The following is a 23,899-nucleotide window of genomic DNA, read 5'->3' on the forward strand; positions in this document are numbered from 1 at the left end:
TAAATAAAAATGAATAAAAAATATTTTTGAAAATCAATAAAATCAGGCATTTTTAATGGTTTTGGCGTTTAGAAATATTTAAATATTATCCATTAAATACAGTATTAGTGATCATTAATGTTTGATGCACCAATGGATTGGTTGATAATTATAGTTGTTGCCCTTATCATTTTCGGCGGCACAAAAAAGATACCTGAAATGGCCAGAAATCTTGGAAAGGCCACAGGGGAATATAAAAGAGGACAGATGGAGATAGAAAACGAATTAAAAAATAGCATGAATTCCTCTGCACCAAAGCCCGAGGGCCAGGTTGACTACATGAAAATTGCACAGGACCTTAACATAGACACAAACAATAAGACAATAGACCAGATAATAAAAGAGATAAATGAGAAATTAAACAGAACACCCGAAACAAAGACAAATTAATATGGACAACGAGTTAATTCAGTATTTCTTAAAATATTCCGATGAGATAAGATATAGGTTAATAAGAATCCTTGCTGTTTTTGGCGTATTTTTTGTAATTTTTGTGGTATTTCAGGTAAAATATATAATTTTTTTGGGCCACAGATTCCTTTTCATATATCCTGATCCGTATGACAATATTGGTGCACAGGCCCTATTACTGTTACGTGACCATATACTTCCAAGCGGTACAAAGCTGCTTATAATAAAGCCGGTGGATGGTGTGATGGCTGATTTTTACACATGTATTGCACTTGCAGTTATGATATCAATGCCGGTCATTATTTATCATGTGGCTAAATTTGTAACCCCCGCATTAAAGGAAAGCGAGGTTGCCCTTTTAAAATCCATAATAATTCCTGCATCATTATTATTTTTCGCAGGTGCATTTGTTGGTGTGTATTTCATTGCACCTGAACTCTTCAGAATATTTACCGCATTTGATGTTGGCCTTGGTGCATCGCCAACAGTAAGTGTTTCAAGCTTTACATCATTTTTATTCATGTACATAATTGCCTTTGGATTATCCTTTGAGATACCTGTTTTTATGACAGGTTTAAGCAGGTTTGGAATAGTTACAGCAAAAACCTGGAGGGAAAACTGGAGATATGCTGTCATAGGAGCTTTGGTTTATGGTATGATATTTTCTCCAGGGGTAACAGGATTTACAATGGTAATCATAGCAATACCAATGATTGCACTATATTTTGGTGGAATATACTTCGCAGAAAAGGCTGAAAAGAAATTTGAGAGCTCTGAAAATCCATCAGGCAGTGCCGACCAGTGAAAGACCCCTAATTACAATTTTTCCAGATATTCCATCCTTTATAACAACTCTGTCCCTTTCATGACTTATTGAGTTATAAATATCCTTAGGAATCTCTATTTTTATATCCTTATCTATTTTAAATGAATCCTTGTACTTAAAATCACTATTTATTTCATATGATGGTTTTTTTATAAGCTGGCACATATTGTCAGTGCATGGTCCCTGTTCAAGTGTAATTTTTAATAATAACACATTATTCTGTAAAATTTTTTTAATACCCTCACTTACCATTATTTTGCCGTTTCCTGCATCATACTCAAACATATATTAGCATATTTTTACATTATAAATACATTTTTATTTATATTGAAGTGTTGTACCAAATATTTTAATGCATTGTGCACAATATAGGGCAAAAATATATACATTATAATTAATTATATATCATGGAATCAAAAAATCTTACAATAAATGAGTCGAGAATTCTCAGGGAGTTGATTAAAAATTCAAGACAGAATATTTCAGAAATATCAAGGAATTTAAATTTAAGCAGAAATACTGTTGCATTAATAATAAAAAAACTGGAAAATAGTGTGATAGAAAGCTACACTGTAAATATAAAACAGAATACAGAAAGCAATTATATTATTGCCATTGTGAAAAGCCTTGACGGCATAAAAAAGGAATTATTAACAGAATATTTTGAGCTAACCAATGGAAAATATATGGTCATTTCATCGGATTCAAATTTTTTAAATAACCTGAATTATGATGAAATACATATTGCCAGGCATAGAGAGAGGGGGTCTGAAAATTTTAATATTGATCTTTACTGCGATTTCTGCGGTGGCAAAATAGTATCCGTTCCAAAAACGTATGAGATAAACAGAAAAAAATATTACTTTTGCTGTGATACATGCAAATCAACATTTATTAAAAGACAAAATGCACTGGAAAAATATTAAATTTTAGCATTATGCAATATAAATCGATTTATACTCTGTATATATAATTAGATTATGGCAAATATAGATCCTGTATGCGGAATGAAGGTTGATAAAAAGATAGAGGCAGAATATAATGGGAAATCTTATTACTTTTGCTGTGAACACTGCAAGAATGAATTCCTTAAGAATCCAGTAAAGTATACAAGGTAATTTTAATGGCAATAGACCCTGTTTGTGGGATGTACGTTTCAGAGGATACTGATCTCTATCTTGATAAGGATGGAACAAGATATTACTTCTGCTCAACTGGCTGTCTTGAAAAATTTAGGGAGCCAGAAAGGGAGGAAAAATCGTTAAAAATTAGGTTAATTGTAGCCTGGTCATTTTCAATTCCCATATTAATACTAAATTATGCTCTAGTATCACCGTACAGGAATTACATACTGCTTTTGCTGGCACTGCCAGTACAGTTTTATTCCGGACTTGGCTTCTATCATGGTGCGTATGGGGCCATTAAAAATAGATCAGGAAACATGGATTTGCTGATAACTCTCGGAACATTAACGGCATTTATTTTTTCATTATTCATTACATTTGATGGTAATGTTTTTCCAGTTAAATACACATATTATGATGCATCAGTTTTTATTATCACATTGATACTAACAGGTGGTTATATAGAAAGCCTGACAAAGAGGGCAGCAAACTCATCTGCCCACAGGCTTTTGGAATTAATACCAGAAAGTGTCCATATGTATAGCAATGGTAATGTACATGATGTGGCCTATGAAAATATTAAAACAGGGGATGCCATTCTAATAAGACCCGGAGAGAATATTGCAGTGGACGGAACAATAATAAAGGGTACAACAGAGGTGGACGAATCAATGATAACCGGTGAACAGATGCCGGTACTAAAGCACGAAAATGACAATGTTTATTCAGGCACAAAAAATATAAATGGTAGCATAATTGTAAAAGTTAACGCGGTGGGCCCAAATTCAACTGTTAATAAACTGTATTCATTAATACAGATGGCAGCAATGGGAAGGGCAAAAATTCAGCGCATTGCCGATGTATTTTCATCGTATTTTGTTCCGGTTGTTATATCAGCAGCACTTGGCTCTTCAATATTCTGGTTTATTTATTTAAATCATGAGGGGGACCCCATATCCTTAATAATATCTGTCCTTGTTTTTGTTTCAGTTATAGTTATAGCGTGTCCATGTGCCATAGGACTTGCTGCACCAATTACGTTGCTAATATCATCAAATGAATCACTTGAAAATGGAATAATAATTAAAAATTCAAGTTCCATGGATCGTTTATCGCACATAAACATGGTAATCTTTGATAAAACTGGAACCCTAACAAATAACAGCCCAAATGTGTCATACATGAGGTATTATGGCGATAAGATGCTTGTCAACTCCATGTTAATTTCTATAGAACAGGCATCGAATCATCCGGCTGCACGTGCAATTGTTAATTACATTAAGGAACTCCCACATGACACCTATACAATTAATGATATAAAGGAGATACCGGGATTTGGCATTAAGGGTGCTTTTAATGGCCGTGAAATCTCTGTTACCAGGGATGGCAATTTTACCGTGCTAAATTACAATAACGAAAAACTTGCCGAAATAAAAATAGAATATAAATTAAGGGATAGTGCAAAAATCGCTGTTAAAAAGCTTATTAAAAATGGAATTGATGTTGCAATTGTAACCGGCGACAGCAAGGAGAATACAGTAAACATTGCACATGATCTTGATATCAATAAATATTATTATAATATCAAACCAGACCAGAAGGCAGAAATAGTAAAGAAGATGCAGAGGGATGGAAAATATGTAATGTTCGTTGGCGATGGCATAAATGATACAATTGCAATGGAGGCTGCCGACGTTGGTGTATCAATGTCCTCAGGTTCTGACATAACAAAAGAAAATGGTGATATTATACTATTAAAGGATGACCTAAAAAACGTTTATAATATGATTATCATTGGAAGAAAAACAATTAAAAAGGTAAGGCAGAACATAGGATGGGCAATTGGATATAACTCGGCACTTATACCTGTTGCGGCCGGCATACTTGTTCCACTGTTCGGGCTTTCTATATACTTTGTGCTTCCAATACTTGCAGCACTTGCAATGGGTATGAGTTCCACAACGGTTGTTTTAAATTCCCTAAGAATAAAGAAATCAATTAGAAGGTCAATAAGTTTATAAAAACAAAATAATTAACTTATACATGAAGATAAGCATAAATGCATTTGAAAATGGTAAAAGGATACCGGTAAGGTTTACGTGTGATGGCGATGATATATCCCCGGAAATACATGTTTCAGGTATACCGGAGGGGAAGCATTATATGATTATTATGAATGACCCTGATGCTCCTGTGGGACTATTTACCCACTGGATAATATACAATATACCGGCATCTGTGAATATACTGCATGAGGATATTGATAAAAATTCAATAACCGAGGATGGGTTTTATCAGGGTAAAAACGATTTTGGAAAAACTGGTTATGGAGGACCATGCCCACCAAAGGGCAATGGCCCGCACAGATATTTTTTCAACCTTTATGTGCAGGATAAAAGAATAGACAGGGACAAAATCTCTGTGGCTGAGGCATATAATACTGTAAAAAATAAGGAGAAGACAACATATATGGGTGTATATGAAAGATTATAATTTTTCAATATTTTCAAGAATCTCCTTTAATTTATCAAATGCCTCAGGGAAATCTGGTCTTGTAATGCATACCCTTAGATATGTTCCAGTAACTCCAAATAATCTTGCGGGAACAGCACTAACCCCATTTTTCGCAAGGATATCGCTTAATTTATCTGAATCCATTTTTGTATATTCTGAATAATCAACGAAGGATACTGGAACATTTAGTGGCTTTATATTTTTATAGAATTTTAATTTCCCCATGTTATTAATTAATATCCTGTGATTTGAACTTACAATACCCCTGACAAATGATGCAATTTTATCATGATCCCTCAAGATCTTAACGCCTGCAGACACATTTATATATGAAACATTCTCCACCACAAGGCCCTTATAACCATATATGTCAAGTGCTGATTGCCTATCAGGGGCAATAATGTAACCAAGCTTAAGGTCATCCCCGGCATAAAACTTTGTAAATGTATTTATTAAATATCCTGAGTCATGCCTAAATTTATTCAGGTCAGAATAAAATTCATAAAATGTTTCATCTATAACGGCAGTTTTATAACCGCCTTTTAATTCAGGCATGGTACCTGTTGGATTGTTTGGAAGGCTTAATGCATATATCCCATCTTCACCCTTTTTATAACCATAAATTTCAGGTGTTTTATATATTAATTCATATTCTGGAACATTTACATTACAGGTTTTAAAACCCTTTCTCATTAAATCAAGCATTATTAATCCAAAGGCCTCTGTTGCACCATGCGTAATAACTATTCTATCAGGGTCAACATCATGCAAGCTGGCTATTTCATTTATAAAATCCTTTTCCGTATAATGGTCATTGATGTTAAAATATTTCTTTATGTCAAGAACACCGGACATGCCGCTGTTGCTTAAATTATACCCTGCATGATGTGAATCCAGCCATAAACCTGTATCAAACGCCATTATCTGATATTACCAATGGCATATATATTTTTATTGAAGATGATTTTAAATTTTTATGCATAATATGTTTAAGCAATGATGCAATTATATCTAAAAATGGGAGTTAGAAATTACCTGCTATTTGGTTTGGTTTCAGGATTCATAGCCGCAATTTTCGAGGCCTCTGCATTTTATATTTTTGATGCATTATCTGGAATTAGTATCGGAATACAGTTTACCGATATAGGAATTAAACTCTTCCATTTTTATGGTATCACAGCCCAGGTATCTGGATTATTAATGCATTTTCTAGTTGGCACAGTTGTTGGGTTTTTTGCAGCGTTAATATCGTTTTATATTAAACCATTTAATATTTTTAACAGTCGCAAAGGATTTTTAATAGGTTTGCTGGCCGGATTTTTAATACTTATTCTTTTCAGCCTTCCGGTAAATATATTTTTATTGCATCTATATGTTTATGAAAATTATCATAAGGCATCCACACTGTTTTATTATTCCATGCATATATTTTTTGGCATGGTCTGGGGAATATTTCTGGGATTAATAAATAAAAAATATTTTCACAAATAAGCGATATAAATTATAATTATAATCGAATGGATATATTTTTATTTGAGTTTGTCATTAAATAAGCATGGATATAGTTGAAAAAATTGCCGGTGAGATTACAATTTCCGACAATCCTGGAATAACAATAAGAAAATGGCGTGAGGAATTTAACATATCACAGATGGAGCTATCAAGGTTTATGAATGTTTCCCCATCAGTTATCAGCGATTATGAATCAGGCAGAAGAAAATCACCAGGTGCATCATCAATAAAAAAAATTGTAAACGCCATGATAAGCATAGAGGAAAAGCGCGGTGGGCACATACTAAGAAGGTATAACAGCGGAATACCATCAGATGCCCTTCTCGATATAAAGGACTATGACCATGATATTTCATTAGAATATATTCTTCCGAAGATAAGGGGCAAATCATGCTCAAAGGCGGATTTAAAAAGAAATATAAGGGGTTATACAATGATTGACGGCATAAAGGCCATACTTCAGTTCTCATATGCTGAGTATACCAAACTTTATGGGTGGTCAAGCCAGAGAATAATCTTTATAACCGATGTTTCAATAGGAAGAAGCCCAATGATAGCCATAAGGGCTCACCCACTCAAACCGGCGGCAGTGGTTTATATAAAACCGGAAAATGTTGATGAGCTCGCAATTAAATTATCTGAAATAGAAAATATACCATTAATTAAAACTGATATGGATTATAAATCTATATCCGGGGTAATGAATTTGTTAAGATGAGAAAATTTTATTTATATACCAGTCAGGGTCAAATGGCATAATATCATCCATATTCTGGCCTGTGCCAACGAATAATATTGGTTTTTTTATTTCTGTAGATACGCTAATTACAGCGCCACCCTTTGAATCAGTGTCCAGTTTTGTAAGTATAATACCATCAAAGTTAATTTCTCTGGCAAATGTATTTGCCTGTTCTATAACGTCCTGGCCGATCATTGCATCAAGCACAAGAAGGGTTAAATCCGGCTTTGAAACCCTCTTTATCTTCTTCATTTCATCAAGGAGATTTTTATTGGTCTGCATTCTACCTGCAGAGTCTATTAAAACATAATCAAGCGACCTTGCCCTTGCGTGCTCTATGGCATCAAATGCAACAGATGCGGGGTCACTCTTAAAATCATGTTTTATTACCTCCACACCTATATTCTTACCCAGTATTGAGATCTGCTCTATGGCACCTGCCCTGAATGTATCGGATGCCGAGATAACAACCTTTTTTCCATTATTTTTCAGGTAATATGCAAGCTTTGCTATGGTTGTTGTCTTTCCGGTTCCATTTATACCAAGAAACAAAATTATATATGGTTTTTTACCCGGGTTAAGTATATCGAATCTATTTTGATTTTCAGATATTATTTCCTTAATAACATTCTTTAACTCATCCTCAACCGAATAAAAGTCAACCCTTCTTTTTAATTTCCCCATACGTTCCTTTAATTTTTCAGTAATCAGATCCGCGGAATCCAGGGAAACATCTGATTCAAGCAGGATTTCCATTATTTGATTATCAATTTCAGATCTTTTAATAACCCTCTGGTTACCTTCCTTTCCAGTATTTTCTTCATTTACCTGTTTTTCTGATGAAACATCGTTTTCAACAACTGAATTATTATCATTCTGTTTCGAAAATATTTCAGAAAACTTTTTCTTTAACTTGTCAAACATTAATTGCTTCCCCTTGCATTTTGTATTGCATATACAAGTGCATCATAATTGTTTTGAACCTTCTCCTTCTGTTCTATCAGGCTATTATAGGAATCATTTAGATTTTTTATATTTGCCTTCAAATCCTCAAGTGCATCCGCCCTATCCTTTTCTATATAAACATTTGATCCAACAGGAACAAGAATTTTATCTGTATTTAGTGTTGCCCTTGCAAAGAGGCCTGACCCTATTGATATTTTAACATCCTCTGACTTTTGATACTCATTATTTTCCAGTAAGGAGGCGGTTTCAGAGGTTTCCTGAAGTGTCTTTGCAATTATTTCAATCCTGCCATTTATATTTTCGATGAGATTTTTTAAATACTCAAGCTGGTCCAAAACATTTTCCTGATCTGCCATTTTTAATCACCAAACATTTTTTTATTCTCTATTAATGCATCTATAACTGGGATTGAATCACCGGATAAATAATTTATCAATGCACCACCACCTGTTGATACATAATCCATATATTTTCTAAATCCAAATCTATTTACTGCACTAATTGTATGCCCCCCACCCACTATTTTCATTGCACTGCTGTTTGAAATCTCATCAAGGATTTCCCTTGTTCCTATGGAATATTCATTTATTTCATACATTCCCATTGGTCCATTTATAAATATATTTTTGGCCCTTTTAATATAATCCTTAAACTTTTCAATGCTGTTAAAACCTATATCTGCCAGAAGCTCATTATCAGGTACATTATCTTTCAATGTGATATTTTTTTGAGATGGATTTAGTATAAAATCATCAGGTAATATTATTTTTTCAGGATATTTTTCAATTAAATTTCTAGCCATGTCTATTAATTCCAAATAATTTTTGTTATTATTTTTTATAAAGTCAATATTCCGTTTGCCTATGTTTTTTCCTGATGCAATCAAAAATAAATTGGCTGCCACACCACCGTAAAGAATGTAATCAACTATGCCCTTTTCAAAAAATGACCTTGAAACCTTAACAGCATCTGATACCTTTGAACCGCCAAGAATTGCAATTTTTGGCCTTTGATTTGAATACTTAAACTTATCAAGCATTGATATTTCTCTTTCCATTAATCTTCCCGCAATCATTGGGCCGGATTTTTTAAAACCTATAAGGCTTGTATGTGGCCTGTGAACTGCACCAAATGCATCTATTATATAATAATCAAAGAGTTTTGAAAGATTTTTTACAATATGCGTATTCTCTATTATGTTAAAATTGTTGAAATTTATTGAAACCTCTTCACTGTAAAATCTTGTATTTTCAAGCATTATTATATCGCCCTTCTTCATTCTTGAAACTGCATAATCAACAGAGCTCCCAAAGAGTGAGTCTATGAAAAGTATTTCCCTGCCCATTAATTTTGATAGATACCTGCTATGATATTTTAATGAGGTAAAATCATCATCCCCGGGTCTTCCCTGGTGTGCGGTTATGACGAGTTTTGAATCTGATAATTCATTTATCGTTTCAGAATATGAGTTGAGCCGTGAATCGTCCATAATTTCCTGCGTAATTGGGTTTATGGGTGAATTAATATCAATCCTTAGGTACACGCATTTATTATCAAAATCAAAGTCGTCCATGGTAAAGAATGGGTAATTATTCATGAATCGTAATTCCCATGTTGTAATAAAATTTTTTTATTTAATAAACCTATTTATGAAGCTATTATCCAGATAGATTTCTTTTTTATAATATATGTTTTTAAGATCTGTATCAAAAACCAAAAATCTCATTTTTACCCCACTCTTTAAAGCATCGATAAATTTATTCGAGAATTTTATATCACGATCAAAATTTGGTGCGAAGGATTTGGCATTGCTATTAAATATCAAAAATAAAACATATGCATCATATCCTTTATTAATAAGATTTATTAGTAAATCCAGATGATGTGATGCCCTCTCACTTACCGCGTCAGGAAACATTGCAACACCATAATTCACAAGGGTGCATGATTTAACCTCTATGTATGCATTATTATATTTAAAGTCAATACGGCGATTTCCAACAACAACCTCTGAAATGTATCCCGGCCTTATAAAATTGGATGCGATTTTATTATGGAATCTCGAATCATTAAATGTGTATACATCACCATTTTTTATAAAAGTTACCGAGTAATCTGTTTTTTTCCCGTGGGCCTCACGGATAAAAATTTCATTTCCGGGATATAATAACTCCTCAAGCCTTCCTGGATCATGCAGGTGGGCAAGAATATTAGTATTATTCATATTTAATTCCATTAGAAATCTATTTATTCTTTTTACAAATATTGCTTTATAAATCTTCTCAAAACTCATAATAACAGTATTTTCATGAATGCCGATAAATGGGCCTGTGCCATCCATAATATGACAATAATTAAAAGCATTTTAATTATTTTATTTTATACATATATAGATAAGCAAATTTATATACAAACTTGTGATATATATAATTGATATGATTAATAGAACCAGGAAATTAATTATTGCAATCATTGCGATAATAATAGCAGCCATATTTGTGGAAATGGCATTTAATCCAGCTGTAAATAATAATTCAAATTATATAAACGAAAAGGCAATTGGGTCCAATAATGGTTATCTCATTAACGGTACAATTCAAAATGGTACGGTTACCCATGCATATATAAAAAACTATTCTATAAACTCCTCAAAAATAAACCATGCATATATAACAAATGCATCCTTAAATAATACATATGTTAGCAATGCAATGATAAAGTATTCATATATAAATAACTCAAGGTTAAATAATGTTACAATTATGAATGATGGTATTAACAATACAGTAATTTATAATGCAACGTTAATAGATGTTTCACTTAATAATGTAACCATATACAATGTTAGCATTATAGATGCCAGTGCTGTAAATTCTTATATAAGAAATGCAACTATTAATCATGCAAGTCTGATTGCCTCGGTTCTTTTAAACTCCACCTTTAATAATGGTACAGCATCATATAGCATTCTGGTTAGTGTAAACCTAACAAATGCAACAGTGAATTTAACCGATTTTACCTTTGTAATTAATCTTAATAACTTTTTTAATCAGGCTTACTTACTTGGAAATTCCAGCTTTAATAATTTGTCATACCATTTGGGGCTTTCAAATAGTACCTTACTTGCCAATATAAATAATCAGGTTAATAATCAGCCGTCAACACCTGTTACATCACCCACAGGCCCGGTTAAGATAGGTAATGGTCCTCAACCAGTAGCACCATTACCTCCCATAAATCCCACAAATCCCCCAAATAATCCTCCAGCACATCCATTACTATAATTTGTGTTTTATTTTTTCTTTATATTGTTTAACAAAAGCTGTCAATAAGGTTTTTAATTTTATTTTGTATACAAAATTAGTTCTTTAAAGTGTTTATACCTCCTTGTATATTTTAGAAAAATTAAATTATCAAATATTAAAAGACTCTTTATTCTTTAATATTCATCCTTATTTCTTATAGAACATTTACTATAATTATCATTATTAGTTTTTATTCAATGCTTTAATAGTCTTTATGAATCCAATATATTTATTATGGTTAATTACAGCCCTTATGGCTGTGGCAATGGCCTATGCAATCAACCTATCCAGAAGGGCAGATAACATCATGAATAAATTTTTTGTTTATTTAATTCTGGGTATGATGAACAGCATGCTCATTGCTCCAGTATTTTATTTTATATTTATATTATCGCTGTTAAAGACAATTGAGTTTTCAGTAATAATAATGATGCTGGAGGTGCTTCCATTTTTATTTAAATTTTTATCAGATCTTATGCAGAATTCAGGTTCTGTAAAAAAATCGTTTTTATTTTATTATACAATATTTTTTGTTATATTTGATGAATTAATTATGAGTATAGATTTTAATCTAATTACTGCTAACAGTTACCTGCATTTTTTATTTTTACAACCTTTAAATGCAGTATTTCAGGCCGTATCAACGTACTGGTTTGTATTCCCAATGGCATTTGAGATGCTCATAACGTCTTTAATTTTAAAAAATTCTCTGAAAAAATTAGTATTTATTATTTTTGCAATGCAGTCTCTGGTAATGCTATTAATGCCAACTGCGATAAATAATTCTTTATATGCCAGGGTTGCAGTTTATCTTTCCGGTGCCATAATGACCGGCTTTTTTATTTACATTTTTGAATATCTTTATAGAAAGCAATCCCTTCATAAAACAGAGGGAAAATACATTCTACAGCTTTTGGGAGCATATACATTAATGATGGCGGGGGTATTTATATGGCAGTACAGTAAAAACGTTTACCTGATTTCAGCCTCAATGATTATTGATATGATTGTTTATCTTAATGGTCTTTTAAGATACAATTTTGACGATAAACAATTTTTCTGGATTACAGCCAGAAGATGGTCAGTTTTGTATATGACCATGGTTTTTACATCAGAATTTTTCATGGGATTAACATTTGATGCCCAGTACTATGGTGCCGGCACGTATCTAATCTCAATGGGACTTGCCTTAATAGGCGGAAGCATCATAAACATTATCAGTGCCTCACTTTATGATTTTATCGTCTTTTTCGCTGATGTTGCACTTTCTCCATGGTTTTTAATAATGATGGGAATAGAAATGGGGTCACTTGTGGTATTTAAAATAAGGACAACAAAACAGATTGAAAATAAAATCAGGTTAATTCTGATGCTTCTTGCCTATGCACTTTACACTGTAATTGTTCCATCATTTTTAATTCCAAACAATTCAATGATTCCATTTATTGGTTGGACCATGGGAATAGGTTCTGGTGGTCCAGTTGCTCCATTATTAATCATACCAATGGTTTTAACATATGTTATAAGTGGCATATTATCATTATTGTTTGGGTCAAGACAGCTATGTTCGGTATTTTGTTCCGCACCTGTTATGTATCAGGGTACATTTTATGATTCAATGAAAAAATTCAACAGGCAGACAAAAACAAGCAGGGCAATTACACTAAATAATAAATCGGGCCAGAGACTTTATAAAACTGTTTCCTTGATTGTTTATGCCTCAATTGGAATTACAGCGGTTTTATCATTTCTGGATTCAATACACATAACATCATTTTATTTCTATGGTACGGATCCGGAATACATGCTTTACCTGTTTTATTTCGGTGTTGTCTGGTATATAGTTTTTATAACCATGCCCCTTCTTGGATCCTATGCGTGCATAAACACAGGATACTGTCACTGGGGTAACTTTAACAGGTTTGTTTCCAGATTCGGATTTTTTAAGTTAAAGGTCAGGGATTCAGATACCTGCCTTACATGTAAAACAAGGGATTGTGCAACAGCATGCCCTGTTGGAAATTCCTCCATGCCCGGCAGTTTTATAAAAACTGGTGCGTACAAGGATTCAAGGTGTGTAGGAATAGGCGACTGCATAGAGGCATGCCCACATGATAATATATTTGTATACGATGTTAGAAATTATTTAAGGGAAAGGCTTGGCGGTGAAAAAAAGAAAGATACCTCTGGTTCTAAAAAGGATAAACTAATTTAAAATATCTTTAAGATATACGGTGATTTATGTATAATTTAATTTATATTATTTTAACCGAAATAATAATGACACCGCTTATTATATGGATAGTTGATTATATTACCAAAAAATCATCAGAATTTACGGTAACCGCGTATGTAATTTCATTAATATTTTTGGTAATGATGGCCAGCATGCTGGATGCCCTATTTTATTATGATATTAGCAGCAGGTCGTTTCTTAGTGTTATTATTGCGGTAAACATTGTAATGGATCCATCCACTATTGTTCTTCTGTATGCATTTATAAAAATAGCAAGGTCAAAATCTGTTAATTTTTCTAAAAAAACAATTGTAAATACAACAACACTGATTACATGGTCAGAGGTTTCAATGGCGATTTTTTTAAAATCCCTGGCAATTAATGGAGAGTTTATTTTTTCTGGAATTATAGACTATTTCTCATATTTTGGAGCATCTGTTACTTACATACTTTTCCTGATACCAATGGTTTCTGAGATGATTTTCTTTGTTTTTTATAATTTATCCGGCATAAAAAGATTAATAGGGTCCCTCTTACTTTTAATGCAGGTTGCAGATCCTGCAATGTTTAATGGTTATCTTGAAATACCGTTATTAATTGCTTATTCAATTATCATGTTTGCTGTGCTTTACCTTCTTGTAAGTTATGTATATAAGCACAGGCAATCCCTAAATTTAAATGCCCATAAAATGATTAAATATACAATAATTTTAATATCAATATCCGTTGCCGGAATAATAGAACCATTCATTATTACAGAACCTTTTGGGCTCTCATGGTTATTGCTTGCTGTGAGCATGGTTATTTCCATGTTTTTATACTTTCAAATAGTTCTAGGATACTTCGATTGAATATAATTTTATTAAACAAAATTTTTAATATTATCGAAATATAATTTATTCATGAAAATATCATACAATAATAGTTATGCAGCATTAAACAATTCTGGTGCCTATCTTCATGATTTGTATTTAAATGGCACGCCAATATTAATGCCATCCACAGATAATATTGATACCCATGGAGGTTCTGCAGTATTATTTCCATTTGGAAACAGAATAAGGGATGGGGAATATGAATATAAAAATCAATTGTATAAATTGCCTAAAAACGATGGCAATAATAGCATTCATGGATTGATAAGAGATTTCAATTTTGAATATGAGGGAGATAATAAAAATGAAATAACCTTTTCAGGAATATTTCAGCATCCGGGTTACCCCGGGAGGGCTCAAATAAAAATAAATTATGTAATATCACAGAATAAATTCATAACAAATTTTTATGTAAAATCCCTTGACCTTCAGATACCTGTTGAGGTTGGCTTTCATCCCTATTTTTTGGTTTCTGGCAGGTACACTTTAAATTATAATGGAAAATTAAAAATGATGAATTACATGGATACATACTTTCCTGATGGAACATACACGGATTTTGATCTTAATGATCATGATTTATCATCTTACAGTCTGGATAATGCCTTTAAGTTACATGGTGATATAAAGTTAATTTATGATGACCATGAGATTAGAATTCATAGAAAAAATATGGATTATATTGTTTTATACAATGGAAGGTATGCATCAGGAAAATCTATTGCCATAGAACCAATGACGGGCGCTCCAGATGTTTACCATAATAAAATTGGATTAATAAATCTTAAAAAGGATGAAATTTTTGAATGCGGATATGAAATAGAATTATTGAAATAATTTTATTAAATTTATGATATCATATTATTGTATATTCTTTTGACGGCAATTAAATCCCTTAATTCCATTTCAGGTTTAAATGGTACCTCCTCATTATTCTTTACAGCGTCTATAAATTCACTTATTTCCCTTGTATAAACATCATATTTTTTAATATTCATTTTTCTGCCATTGAGGTATAAATCTCCGTAAACTGTCCTTATTTTTGTATCTATATCCCAGTCTGTTCTTGATTTTGGATCCTCATAAAGTGATCCCTCAGATCCAATTACCTCAAATGCAGGTACCTGTGGTGATTCCATGTATGCCCATGAATAATACAGTAATCCCATGGCACCTGAAGAGAATAGAAATAGCGCAGATGTTGTATCCTCACCATTCAGGCTTGATCCCCCATGCATACTTTTTCCTATTATATTGTTATAATTACCACCAAATTCAAGCATTGTATTAATATAATGTATTCCACCATCTATCAATGATCCACCACCTATATATTCTGGCTGCTGCCTCCAGCCGGTTTTAGAATAAAATCTCTGGTCCCTAACTATTATGCTGTGAATCCTGCCGAGTTTTCCGCTTTTTATTATGTTTTTTGCCTCAACAACTGAAGGATCGAAAAAATACTGGTCTAGTACCATAAATTTAGTCCCATTCTTTTTTGCCTCCCTTATGATTTTAAGACCATCAGATGGATTTGTTGATATTGGTTTCTCCATTAAAAGATTTGCACCGGTTTTTAATGCCTTGATACCGAATTCAAGATGAAGGTTATGTGGAATAATTAAATCTATTATATCATATTTATTTTTCAATGCAGAATCATAATTTGAATAAACATTATTTATATTATATTTGGATTTTACAAAATTTATGACATCATTATCCCTTTCAACTATATCAATTTCAAGATTATTCAACCTATTAAGAGCGGATAGATGCATTTTTCCGAATCCCTTTACGCCCACCACAAGTATTTTCATAATTATAAAATTATAATAAAGATTATTAATTTTTTTATACATTGAAATATCTCATGCCAGCACAATGAGACTTACCATTTGCAATACACCAGAAATTCATTCAAATCATAATTCACCTGCTTTCCACAGAATAACCTGTAATTATATTATTACTGATATTAATTGCATTATAATTAATGCCCAATTAAAATATTTATATAAAATTTTAAAATGTGTATTCATGCAGCCACAAATCGAAATAGAAAAGCTAAAAAATTATGTCATGGAAAACCCATCATTCAGGATATATATAAATGGAAACAGCGTTGAACTGCATTTTATTCCGAATACACCTGAAGCCTCAATGCACTTTCCTGACGGAGTTCAGGTTGAACATATTATGTATGGGAATATTGAAGATGGTAATGTTGTTTTCTATAAATTTGTTACTATTAGCAGCAGGGGAAAAACAGAAACCGAAATACTTGATGATGATCCTGTCATGGAATGGATGAAATATATATAAAAAAATAGTATATTTTTTAAAATTACGCATAGCAATCAACTTTTAATGATATATATAATTTCATACTTATAATTCGATGGAAATCTTTTTAAGTGTATAATCCCTTTATTAAGGGATAAGCATGCACGAAATAGATATAAATCTGCTTGTTGGCGGTCCCCAGGGAGGGGGTATAGACAGCTCAGCAAATATGATTAATATGGCATTTTCCCTGGCAGGATATTATATTTTTGGTGTTAGGGAATATCACTCAAATATAAAGGGAAGGCACAGTTATATTCATTTGAGAATTATGAGAAGGCGGCCCGGATCATTAAAATACCCGGTTGATATCATGGTGGCCCTAGACCCTGATACATTGTTTGAGCATATGCATGATGTTTCAAAAAACTCTAAGGTTATATATGATTCAGCATTTGAAAAATTTGATTTATCACAGGCAAGAATGATTTTACCAGATACCCTTGCAAGAATAAAGGAGGAATTATCAAAAAATAATCTTCCGTTAAATGCTGCTGGGGTTCTCGAATATTATCATTCGCATGGAATAAAAACCATTTCAATACCATTTGATAAGGTAATAAATGAAAATGTTCCGGAAGGGCCATCCACAAGGTATTATAATACACTTGGTGCAGGTGTCACCCTTGCACTTCTTGGCCTTGACATGGATCATGCAATCGCCGGAATAAAATATGCATTCAGGAAAAAGCCTGCAGTTATAGAACCCAATGTAAAAATTTTAAATGCTGCATATGACTTTGTGGATAAACTGGGAGAGAATATTGCCAATTTAGAAACGTATGAGGCAAAACCACGGATGCTGTTAAATGGTAATGATTCTGTTGCAATAGGTAAGCTCATGGGAGGTTTAAGATTCCAGACATACTATCCAATCACACCTGCAAGTGATGAAAGCAATCTGCTGGAAAACCATGAGGAAATAGAGTATTTATCAGAGGAGGCGGAAAATCTTAGAAAGGGAGGCCTTGTTGTTGTCCAGACCGAGGATGAGCTTGCCGCTGTAAATATGGCAAATGGCGCGGCACTCACCGGTGCAAGAAGTGCCACTGCAACTTCGGGCCCTGGATTCTCCCTAATGGCAGAGGGTATATCATTTGCTGGCATGACAGAAATTCCAGTGGTTATAACATTTTATCAGCGTGGTGGCCCATCAACAGGCCTCCCAACAAGAAATGGTCAGGCAGATCTGGATTTTGCCCTCAACACCGGCCATGGAGAATTTCCGAAAATAGTGTTATCATCAGGAGATATGGAGGAATGCATATATGATGCAATGAAGGCATTAAATTATGCCCAGAAATACCAGTTACCAGTAATACATTTAATTGATAAAACCCTCGCAAATACCATGGATCTTGTCCCAGAAATAGATGTTAAAAAGGTAAAAATTGAGATTCCAGAGTATAATAATGATGAAAATAACTATAAAAGGTACTCTCTTAATACCAGTAATGGTGTATCACCATACGGTGTATTTGGCAGGGATGTTTTCTGGATGACCGGCGATGAACATGATGAACTTGGCCATGTTACAGAGGACCCTGAGATCAGGGATAAAATGATGGAGAAGAGGATGAAAAAGCTTGAGACTGCTGCAATGGAAATACCATTGGAGGATAAGGCAGTGCTCTACGGTAATAAGGAAGCAGATTTAACTTTTGTTACATGGGGGAGCCAGAAAACATTGATTATGGATTTAATAGATGAATTAAAGAAGGAGAATATTAATGCAAACATGCTTTACTTAAAAATGTTTGAGCCGTTCCCATCAGAATTTGTTGAGAGCATACTGGGTAAATCAAAAACTGTTATAGATGTTGAGAGCAACATGACAGCACAGGCGGCAAAGGCAATAAGGTTAAATACCGGTATAAAAATAGATAATTATATTTTAAAGTATAATGGCAGGCACATGACCATAGATGAGGTATTAACTGCCACAAAGAATATTATTGATGGAAAATCAAAAATGGAGGTCCTGAAAAACGGATCATAAAGGTGGTAAAAATGCAGAAAACAGTATATAATAAGGGAAGTTATAATTTTAGGAATAATGTAACGATAGACTGGTGCCCGGGATGCGGTGATTTCGCAATAGTTACCGCAGTAACACAGGCACTTAGCAAAATGGATATGGACCCAACAAAGGTTGTTGCCATATCCGGTATAGGATGTTCCGGAAAAACACCGCATTATCTTAATATAGCAGGTGCCCACACACTGCATGGAAGGGCGATACCGTATGCAGTTGGCGTTAAGCTTGCAAATCCAGATCTTAATGTACTGGTAATGGGCGGTGATGGTGATATGCTTGGAATAGGGGCAGGCCATTTCGTTGCCGAGGGGAGAAGAAACTCAGGAATAGTTGTGCTCCTGTACAACAATGCTGTTTACGGTCTAACAAAGGGCCAGGCCGCACCAACCATGCCGCTTGGAGAAAAGGTAAAGAGCATACCAAGGCCAAGCATACTTGGTAAAATAAATCCTTCCGCGCTTGCACTGGCATCTGGATATACCTTTGTGGCACGTGCCTTCTCATCTGAAATAGCCCAGCTTTCAGATATAATAATAAAGGCCCTTAACCATAAGGGTTCATCAATGATAGAGGTACTGCAGCCATGCCCAACATACAATGATGTTAACACACTTGACTGGTACAGGAAGAGGGTTTACAAGCTTGAAAATGATAAGTCGTGGGACCCAGAGGTTAATTCCGCTGACGAGGATGAGGAAAAATTCAGCAGGGCCTATGAAACTGCAATGACATGGGGAGATAAAATACCAATAGGAATATTATATAAGAATAATATAATACCGCCATTCACGGAGAGGCTAACATCAATAGTTCCGGATTATTTCAAATATCCACCTGCAAATCAGGACATATGCGATAAAAATGGCTATACACTGGTTGATCCATTTAAAACATTTAACGAGAAGGTTATTGACTAACCTTCTTCTCCTTTAATTCATTTAAATATTTTTCTATATACTCAAGATCAATGTTTAATGTATTTTCTGTTTCCTTAAGCCATAAAAGACCGCCGGCAGAGTCAACCACCTGACCTGCAAACTTCATATTGCCAACGAGGTTTTTCCAGTTAAATGGTATTTTGGATATTATAGATAAATACATTTTGCCGTCGGATTTTCTTACATGCAGCTTTCCATTAAATAGGTCTCCTTTTTTATAAAATATTTCGGTGGCAAATGGCTTTTCTCCTGGTTTTCTTGAAACGTCCTTAACATCTGTTACCTCAACACCCTTCATGAGATTTTTTAGATCATCCATTTAAAATCCCCTCGACCTCAGGTAATTTGTGGCTATTTTGCCAAGACCCAGCTGTTCTGGCGTGTACCCAAATGAAAGGCCTATAAGCTGTGTTATATACAGTGTTGGCATTGTCCATTTCTGATTGAATCTGTCCATTATTTTAAGCTGCGTGGCATCAAGCTGCAGATGGCACAGTGAGCAGGGGTGTACCAGCATTTCAGCTCCGTTACCCTTTGCATTTGTGAATATATTATTTGCCATTTTTAATCCAACATCTGGATTGCTTCCCATGAGTGGAAATCCACAGCATGCAGCCTTCATTGGAAATGCCACAGGTGTTGCTCCTGTTGCGGCAACAAGATCCATTACACTGTGCGGGTTGTGTGCCGGCTCAAAACCCATCACACTGCTGGGTCTCAGAAGCTGGCATCCGTAGTATGTTCCAACCTTAATGCCCGTGAGCGGTTTCTTTACATGGCTTTTTATGTTATCTATGCCAACATCCTGAATAAGAACCCATATAAAATGTTCGGAATCCACCCCACCTTCATATTTTATGTTGGCCCGGCCAAGGCGTTCATCAACATTTTCCCTTAATTCTGGATCCTTTTCATACTTATCAGCTGCTATTCTGTGGCTGTTAAGGCATACACTGCATGGTGTTGCCATTTTATCATATCCCATATTTTTTACCTTGTTAAGATTCCTGAGATTAAGTGCGGTATGTATTTCCTCACTTTTATCATCCATAAACCCTCCACCACAGCAGTTCCAGTCCTCCACCTCAACTAGCTCAAGGTTTAAATCCTTTGCAATAAGCTGGGTTGCAATATCAACATCCTTTGCTATTCCATGGGATGCACATCCCGGATAGTATGCCACCTTCATTTTTTATCACCCATTATCTTTTTTATTTCATCTATATTTTTTACATCATTATCCTTTGCAAGTGCGTATTTTAATTTTCCCTCCTTTCTCATATAATTTATATCCTTAATTGCCTCTCCAAAACCAAAAGTTTTTAGGTATAATGTTGATTCCTTTATTTTTCCCGTATTGTTAATAAGATCAAATACTGTGTCATCATGCTTTCTCGCCATCTCTGTAACCTCTGTATTGCCCTTATATTCATTGAGGTATGATTTTGTTTTTTTAATTGCAATTACGGGCTGCACGTCCTGTGGGCACACCTCATAGCACATATAGCATGATGTGCACCTCCATGCACTGTCCATAAGTATATTTATCCTCTCCTCCGTCTTTGTATCCCTGCCATCAGCAATAAACCTGTAACCCTTTGCATGTGCGGCAGGTCCCAGAAATTTTTCATCCATTCTTACGGAGGGACAGGCGGAAACACACAGGCCGCACCATATGCATTCCTGGAACTTCCACACCTCTTTCTGCTCTGAGGGGGTCATCCTCTGCTCATTTTCACCTGCTATTACAGATTCATCTGCATAAAGTCTTGGCATTACCTTATACATTCTATCATAAAATGTGTCAATGTCCGGTATTAAATCCCTAATACCTTTATAATAATCCATTGCCTCAAGATTAATTTCATTATTTTCGTCCATCACATCAAATGCCATGGTTCTGCATGCAAGTCTTGGAAAACCATTAATCTTCATGGCACAGCTCCCACACACTGCCATATGGCACGAGGCCCTGTATGCAAGTGCAGGATCCTGCTCAGTTTTTATACGCCTCAACACCTCAGTCATCTGTGTATATCTATCGGCCCTTACCTTGTATGTCTTCCAGTAAGGATCATTTTTACCGTCGTATTTTTTAATATTTACGGTTATTTCCTTTTCCTCCACCATATCAATACACCCTCGGTTCCGGTTTCCATTTGGTTACTATAACCGGCTTATACTTTATTTCTATATCATTATCTGCAAGATATGCCAATGTGTGCTTCATCCAGTTCGTATCATCCCTTTCTGGGAAATCATCCCTGAAATGTGCACCCCGGGTTTCTGTCCTGTTAAGAGCTGCAGACGCTATGGCCAGAGATACATCTATCATATTTCTTGTTTCAAGTGCATTGAAGACCTCTGTATTGTAATTTGTTGTTTTATCAGTTACGTACATATTCAATGACCTTTCCTTTAATTTTTTAATGCTCCTCACAGCATCCTCAAGCTTATTTTTATCCCTGAATATGCCAACGTTTTCCCACATAATGTCCCTAAGCTCGTTCAGGAGCGTGCCAAAATGCTCTCCATTTTCCCTCTTAATGTATTTATATGCATTATCAAGTATTTTATCTGTACCATCTGATGCCTCGACATTTTTATGATTCTTCAGGAATTCAACCATTGTATTGCCTGTTTCCCTGCCATATACAAGAGTTTCAAGAAGTGAGTTGGAACCAAGCCTGTTTGCACCGTGAACAGATACACATGCAGCCTCGCCTGCAGCAAAAAGTCCATTGAGGTCTGAATTTGCCCCTGTTATATCAACGTCAATACCTCCCATAAAGTAATGCTGTGCAGGTCTGACAGGTATCATTTCCTCGGTTGCGTCAACCCCTGCAAACGTTTTTGCAGCATCATATGCAAGGCTTAACCTGTCCATAATATATTCCTTGCCAAGGTGTGTTAAATCCAGCCCGAGATAGCCACCCTCAAAACCCCTGCCCTCACGCATCTCAATGGTCATAGACCTTGATACAATATCCCTGGGTGCGAGGTCAAATTTATGGGGTGCATATTTGGCCATAAACCTCTCACCCTTATTATTCTTTAATATTCCACCCTCGGCCCTTGCGGCCTCACTTATTAATATATCAGAGGGATACAGCCCAGTGGGATGAAACTGCACGAATTCTGGGTCCTTTAACGGGACACCTGACCTCAGTGCAATGCCGTATCCATCACCGGTATTTATATAACTGTTTGTTGTATGCTTATATATCATGCCAAGACCACCAGAGGCTATTAAAAGTGCCCTTGCCTTAAGGTATATTGGATCCATATTTTTCATCTGCATTGCAACAAGTCCGTTTACATTATTACCATTTTTTACAATATCTAAAACATAATACTCCGGATAAAAATCTATATTATTAAATCCAGATGCATGTTCAAAGAGAGTATGCAATAATGCCATTCCCGTTTTATCAGCAACAAATCTGGTTCTTGGATATGTCTGCCCACCAAAATATCTCAGGGCTATTCTGCCATCAGGCTGCCTGTTGAATGGTGCACCCCATAGATCAAGAAGATTGATTATTTCCCCAGATTTCTGTGAAAGTAATTCTGCAGCATTTTGATCCACAAGATAATCACCACCCTTAACCTCATCATAGGACATAAAATCAGGGTCATCATTTGGGTCTGAATTGCCCTTTATGTACGCAGCTATTCCACCCTCTGCAGCTGCGGAATGAGACCTTGTCGGAAAAACTTTAGAAACCACGGCAACGGTAAACCCATGTTCGGCCACCGTGTTTGCCGCCATAAGGCCAGCCAAACCGCCTCCTAGAATTACAGCATCATATTCTTTTTTTTCCATGAAATAATCACCTATATATAGTTTATACTATGGTATAATTACATAAAATATAAGATTTTGTTTTTAAACCTTAGAAAAAACAATTTTAGGATTTAAAGCATAAAATTATGAAGAAAAACGTTTTAACGTAACCGTATTGAATATAAATGATTAGGACAATGAAAGAAAAATATAAAAAACCAAAATTTTTATGCAGGGTGTTTA

General features: G+C 34.5%; 26 protein-coding genes. 15 read left to right on the top strand and 11 right to left on the bottom strand.

Annotated features, from left to right (window positions below; genetic code table 11):
- Positions 1-117 precede the first annotated feature (117 nt).
- Both AOG55_RS05720 and tatC read left to right on the top strand, forming a co-directional pair.
- Positions 118-429 (top strand): twin-arginine translocase TatA/TatE family subunit, encoded by a 312-nt coding sequence (locus AOG55_RS05720; protein WP_048101172.1) that lies wholly within the window; start codon positions 118-120, stop codon positions 427-429.
- A gap of 1 nt (position 430) precedes the next feature.
- Positions 431-1,255 carry a twin-arginine translocase subunit TatC gene (tatC, locus tag AOG55_RS05725; RefSeq protein ID WP_048101171.1) on the top strand — a complete coding sequence of 275 codons (825 nt, stop codon included), beginning with the start codon at positions 431-433 and terminating at the stop codon, positions 1,253-1,255.
- Here the strand turns inward: tatC and AOG55_RS05730 are convergent.
- Positions 1,235-1,561 (bottom strand): hypothetical protein, encoded by a 327-nt coding sequence (locus AOG55_RS05730; protein ID WP_048101170.1) that lies wholly within the window; start codon positions 1,559-1,561, stop codon positions 1,235-1,237. The genes tatC and AOG55_RS05730 overlap by 21 nt on opposite strands.
- Positions 1,562-1,683: 122 nt before the next feature.
- Between AOG55_RS05730 and AOG55_RS05735 the strand changes: the two genes are divergently transcribed.
- Genes AOG55_RS05735 through AOG55_RS05745 form a run of 4 tightly spaced genes read left to right on the top strand, consistent with a single transcriptional unit; the run spans position 1,684 to position 4,893 of the window.
- The gene (locus AOG55_RS05735; RefSeq protein ID WP_054964434.1) at positions 1,684-2,202 is read left to right on the top strand and encodes a TRASH domain-containing protein; all 519 of its coding nucleotides are present in this window, start codon (positions 1,684-1,686) and stop codon (positions 2,200-2,202) included.
- Between the two features lie 54 nt (positions 2,203-2,256).
- Positions 2,257-2,394 carry a YHS domain-containing protein gene (locus AOG55_RS09155; protein ID WP_084779411.1) on the top strand — a complete coding sequence of 46 codons (138 nt, stop codon included), beginning with the start codon at positions 2,257-2,259 and terminating at the stop codon, positions 2,392-2,394.
- 5 nt (positions 2,395-2,399) lie between these two features.
- Positions 2,400-4,421, top strand: coding sequence for a heavy metal translocating P-type ATPase (locus AOG55_RS05740; protein ID WP_048101168.1), 2,022 nt, complete (start codon positions 2,400-2,402; stop codon positions 4,419-4,421).
- 22 nt (positions 4,422-4,443) lie between these two features.
- Positions 4,444-4,893 (top strand): YbhB/YbcL family Raf kinase inhibitor-like protein, encoded by a 450-nt coding sequence (locus AOG55_RS05745; RefSeq protein ID WP_055032400.1) that lies wholly within the window; start codon positions 4,444-4,446, stop codon positions 4,891-4,893.
- Here the strand turns inward: AOG55_RS05745 and AOG55_RS05750 are convergent.
- Positions 4,888-5,835, bottom strand: coding sequence for a hypothetical protein (locus AOG55_RS05750; RefSeq protein WP_048101166.1), 948 nt, complete (start codon positions 5,833-5,835; stop codon positions 4,888-4,890). The two genes, AOG55_RS05745 and AOG55_RS05750, sit on opposite strands and share 6 nt — an antisense overlap.
- Positions 5,836-5,910: 75 nt before the next feature.
- Between AOG55_RS05750 and AOG55_RS05755 the strand changes: the two genes are divergently transcribed.
- Both AOG55_RS05755 and AOG55_RS05760 read left to right on the top strand, forming a co-directional pair.
- Entirely contained in the window at positions 5,911-6,405 is a 495-nt protein-coding gene (locus tag AOG55_RS05755; protein WP_048101165.1) for a hypothetical protein, read from the top strand.
- Between the two features lie 64 nt (positions 6,406-6,469).
- Positions 6,470-7,144, top strand: a complete 675-nt coding sequence (locus AOG55_RS05760; RefSeq protein ID WP_048101164.1) for a helix-turn-helix domain-containing protein — start codon at positions 6,470-6,472, stop codon at positions 7,142-7,144.
- Here AOG55_RS05760 and ftsY read toward each other — a convergent pair.
- Genes ftsY through sfsA form a run of 4 tightly spaced genes read right to left on the bottom strand, consistent with a single transcriptional unit; the run spans position 7,136 to position 10,472 of the window.
- The gene (gene ftsY, locus AOG55_RS05765) at positions 7,136-8,089 is read right to left on the bottom strand and encodes a signal recognition particle-docking protein FtsY (RefSeq protein WP_055041023.1); all 954 of its coding nucleotides are present in this window, start codon (positions 8,087-8,089) and stop codon (positions 7,136-7,138) included. The genes AOG55_RS05760 and ftsY overlap by 9 nt on opposite strands.
- Complete coding sequence (pfdA, locus tag AOG55_RS05770; protein ID WP_048101162.1) at positions 8,089-8,487, bottom strand: prefoldin subunit alpha; 399 nt, start codon at positions 8,485-8,487, stop codon at positions 8,089-8,091. The genes ftsY and pfdA overlap by 1 nt, the downstream gene beginning before the upstream one ends.
- 2 nt (positions 8,488-8,489) lie before the next feature.
- Positions 8,490-9,728, bottom strand: a complete 1,239-nt coding sequence (locus AOG55_RS05775; RefSeq protein WP_055041024.1) for a phosphoglycerate kinase — start codon at positions 9,726-9,728, stop codon at positions 8,490-8,492.
- Between the two features lie 33 nt (positions 9,729-9,761).
- Complete coding sequence (sfsA, locus tag AOG55_RS05780; protein WP_055041025.1) at positions 9,762-10,472, bottom strand: DNA/RNA nuclease SfsA; 711 nt, start codon at positions 10,470-10,472, stop codon at positions 9,762-9,764.
- Positions 10,473-10,566: 94 nt separating this feature from the next.
- Between sfsA and AOG55_RS05785 the strand changes: the two genes are divergently transcribed.
- From AOG55_RS05785 to AOG55_RS05800, 4 genes are all read left to right on the top strand, one after another.
- Positions 10,567-11,415, top strand: coding sequence for a hypothetical protein (locus AOG55_RS05785; protein WP_156318769.1), 849 nt, complete (start codon positions 10,567-10,569; stop codon positions 11,413-11,415).
- Between the two features lie 235 nt (positions 11,416-11,650).
- Positions 11,651-13,651, top strand: coding sequence for a 4Fe-4S binding protein (locus AOG55_RS05790; RefSeq protein ID WP_055041027.1), 2,001 nt, complete (start codon positions 11,651-11,653; stop codon positions 13,649-13,651).
- A 65-nt stretch (positions 13,652-13,716) separates the two neighbouring features.
- The gene (locus tag AOG55_RS05795; protein ID WP_162200849.1) at positions 13,717-14,523 is read left to right on the top strand and encodes a hypothetical protein; all 807 of its coding nucleotides are present in this window, start codon (positions 13,717-13,719) and stop codon (positions 14,521-14,523) included.
- Positions 14,524-14,574: 51 nt separating this feature from the next.
- Complete coding sequence (locus AOG55_RS05800) at positions 14,575-15,384, top strand: aldose 1-epimerase (protein ID WP_055041028.1); 810 nt, start codon at positions 14,575-14,577, stop codon at positions 15,382-15,384.
- Between the two features lie 11 nt (positions 15,385-15,395).
- Here AOG55_RS05800 and AOG55_RS05805 read toward each other — a convergent pair whose 3' ends face one another.
- Positions 15,396-16,367, bottom strand: a complete 972-nt coding sequence (locus AOG55_RS05805) for a Gfo/Idh/MocA family protein (RefSeq protein WP_048101156.1) — start codon at positions 16,365-16,367, stop codon at positions 15,396-15,398.
- Between the two features lie 220 nt (positions 16,368-16,587).
- Between AOG55_RS05805 and AOG55_RS05810 the strand changes: the two genes are divergently transcribed.
- From AOG55_RS05810 to AOG55_RS05820, 3 genes are all read left to right on the top strand, one after another.
- Positions 16,588-16,872 carry a hypothetical protein gene (locus AOG55_RS05810; protein ID WP_048101155.1) on the top strand — a complete coding sequence of 95 codons (285 nt, stop codon included), beginning with the start codon at positions 16,588-16,590 and terminating at the stop codon, positions 16,870-16,872.
- Positions 16,873-16,993: 121 nt separating this feature from the next.
- Positions 16,994-18,892 (top strand): 2-oxoacid:ferredoxin oxidoreductase subunit alpha, encoded by a 1,899-nt coding sequence (locus AOG55_RS05815; RefSeq protein WP_175266598.1) that lies wholly within the window; start codon positions 16,994-16,996, stop codon positions 18,890-18,892.
- 11 nt (positions 18,893-18,903) lie between these two features.
- Positions 18,904-19,848: a 2-oxoacid:ferredoxin oxidoreductase subunit beta gene (locus tag AOG55_RS05820; RefSeq protein WP_055032405.1), complete on the top strand. Its 945-nt coding sequence runs from the start codon at positions 18,904-18,906 to the stop codon at positions 19,846-19,848.
- Here AOG55_RS05820 and AOG55_RS05825 read toward each other — a convergent pair.
- From AOG55_RS05825 to AOG55_RS05840, 4 genes are read right to left on the bottom strand one after another with little or no spacing between them, the layout of a single operon-like run.
- On the bottom strand, positions 19,838-20,188 hold the full coding sequence (locus AOG55_RS05825) for a hypothetical protein (protein WP_048101154.1): 351 nt from the start codon (positions 20,186-20,188) through the stop codon (positions 19,838-19,840). The genes AOG55_RS05820 and AOG55_RS05825 overlap by 11 nt on opposite strands.
- Entirely contained in the window at positions 20,189-21,058 is an 870-nt protein-coding gene (locus AOG55_RS05830; protein WP_048101153.1) for a CoB--CoM heterodisulfide reductase iron-sulfur subunit B family protein, read from the bottom strand.
- Positions 21,055-22,005, bottom strand: a complete 951-nt coding sequence (locus AOG55_RS05835; protein ID WP_156150280.1) for a succinate dehydrogenase/fumarate reductase iron-sulfur subunit — start codon at positions 22,003-22,005, stop codon at positions 21,055-21,057. Before AOG55_RS05835 ends, AOG55_RS05830 begins: the two co-directional genes overlap by 4 nt.
- The gene (locus tag AOG55_RS05840; protein ID WP_048101151.1) at positions 22,001-23,695 is read right to left on the bottom strand and encodes a succinate dehydrogenase flavoprotein subunit; all 1,695 of its coding nucleotides are present in this window, start codon (positions 23,693-23,695) and stop codon (positions 22,001-22,003) included. Before AOG55_RS05840 ends, AOG55_RS05835 begins: the two co-directional genes overlap by 5 nt.
- Positions 23,696-23,899 lie beyond the last annotated feature (204 nt).

Source organism: Acidiplasma cupricumulans (assembly GCF_001402935.1).
Taxonomy (GTDB): Archaea; Thermoplasmatota; Thermoplasmata; order Thermoplasmatales; family Thermoplasmataceae; genus Acidiplasma; species Acidiplasma aeolicum.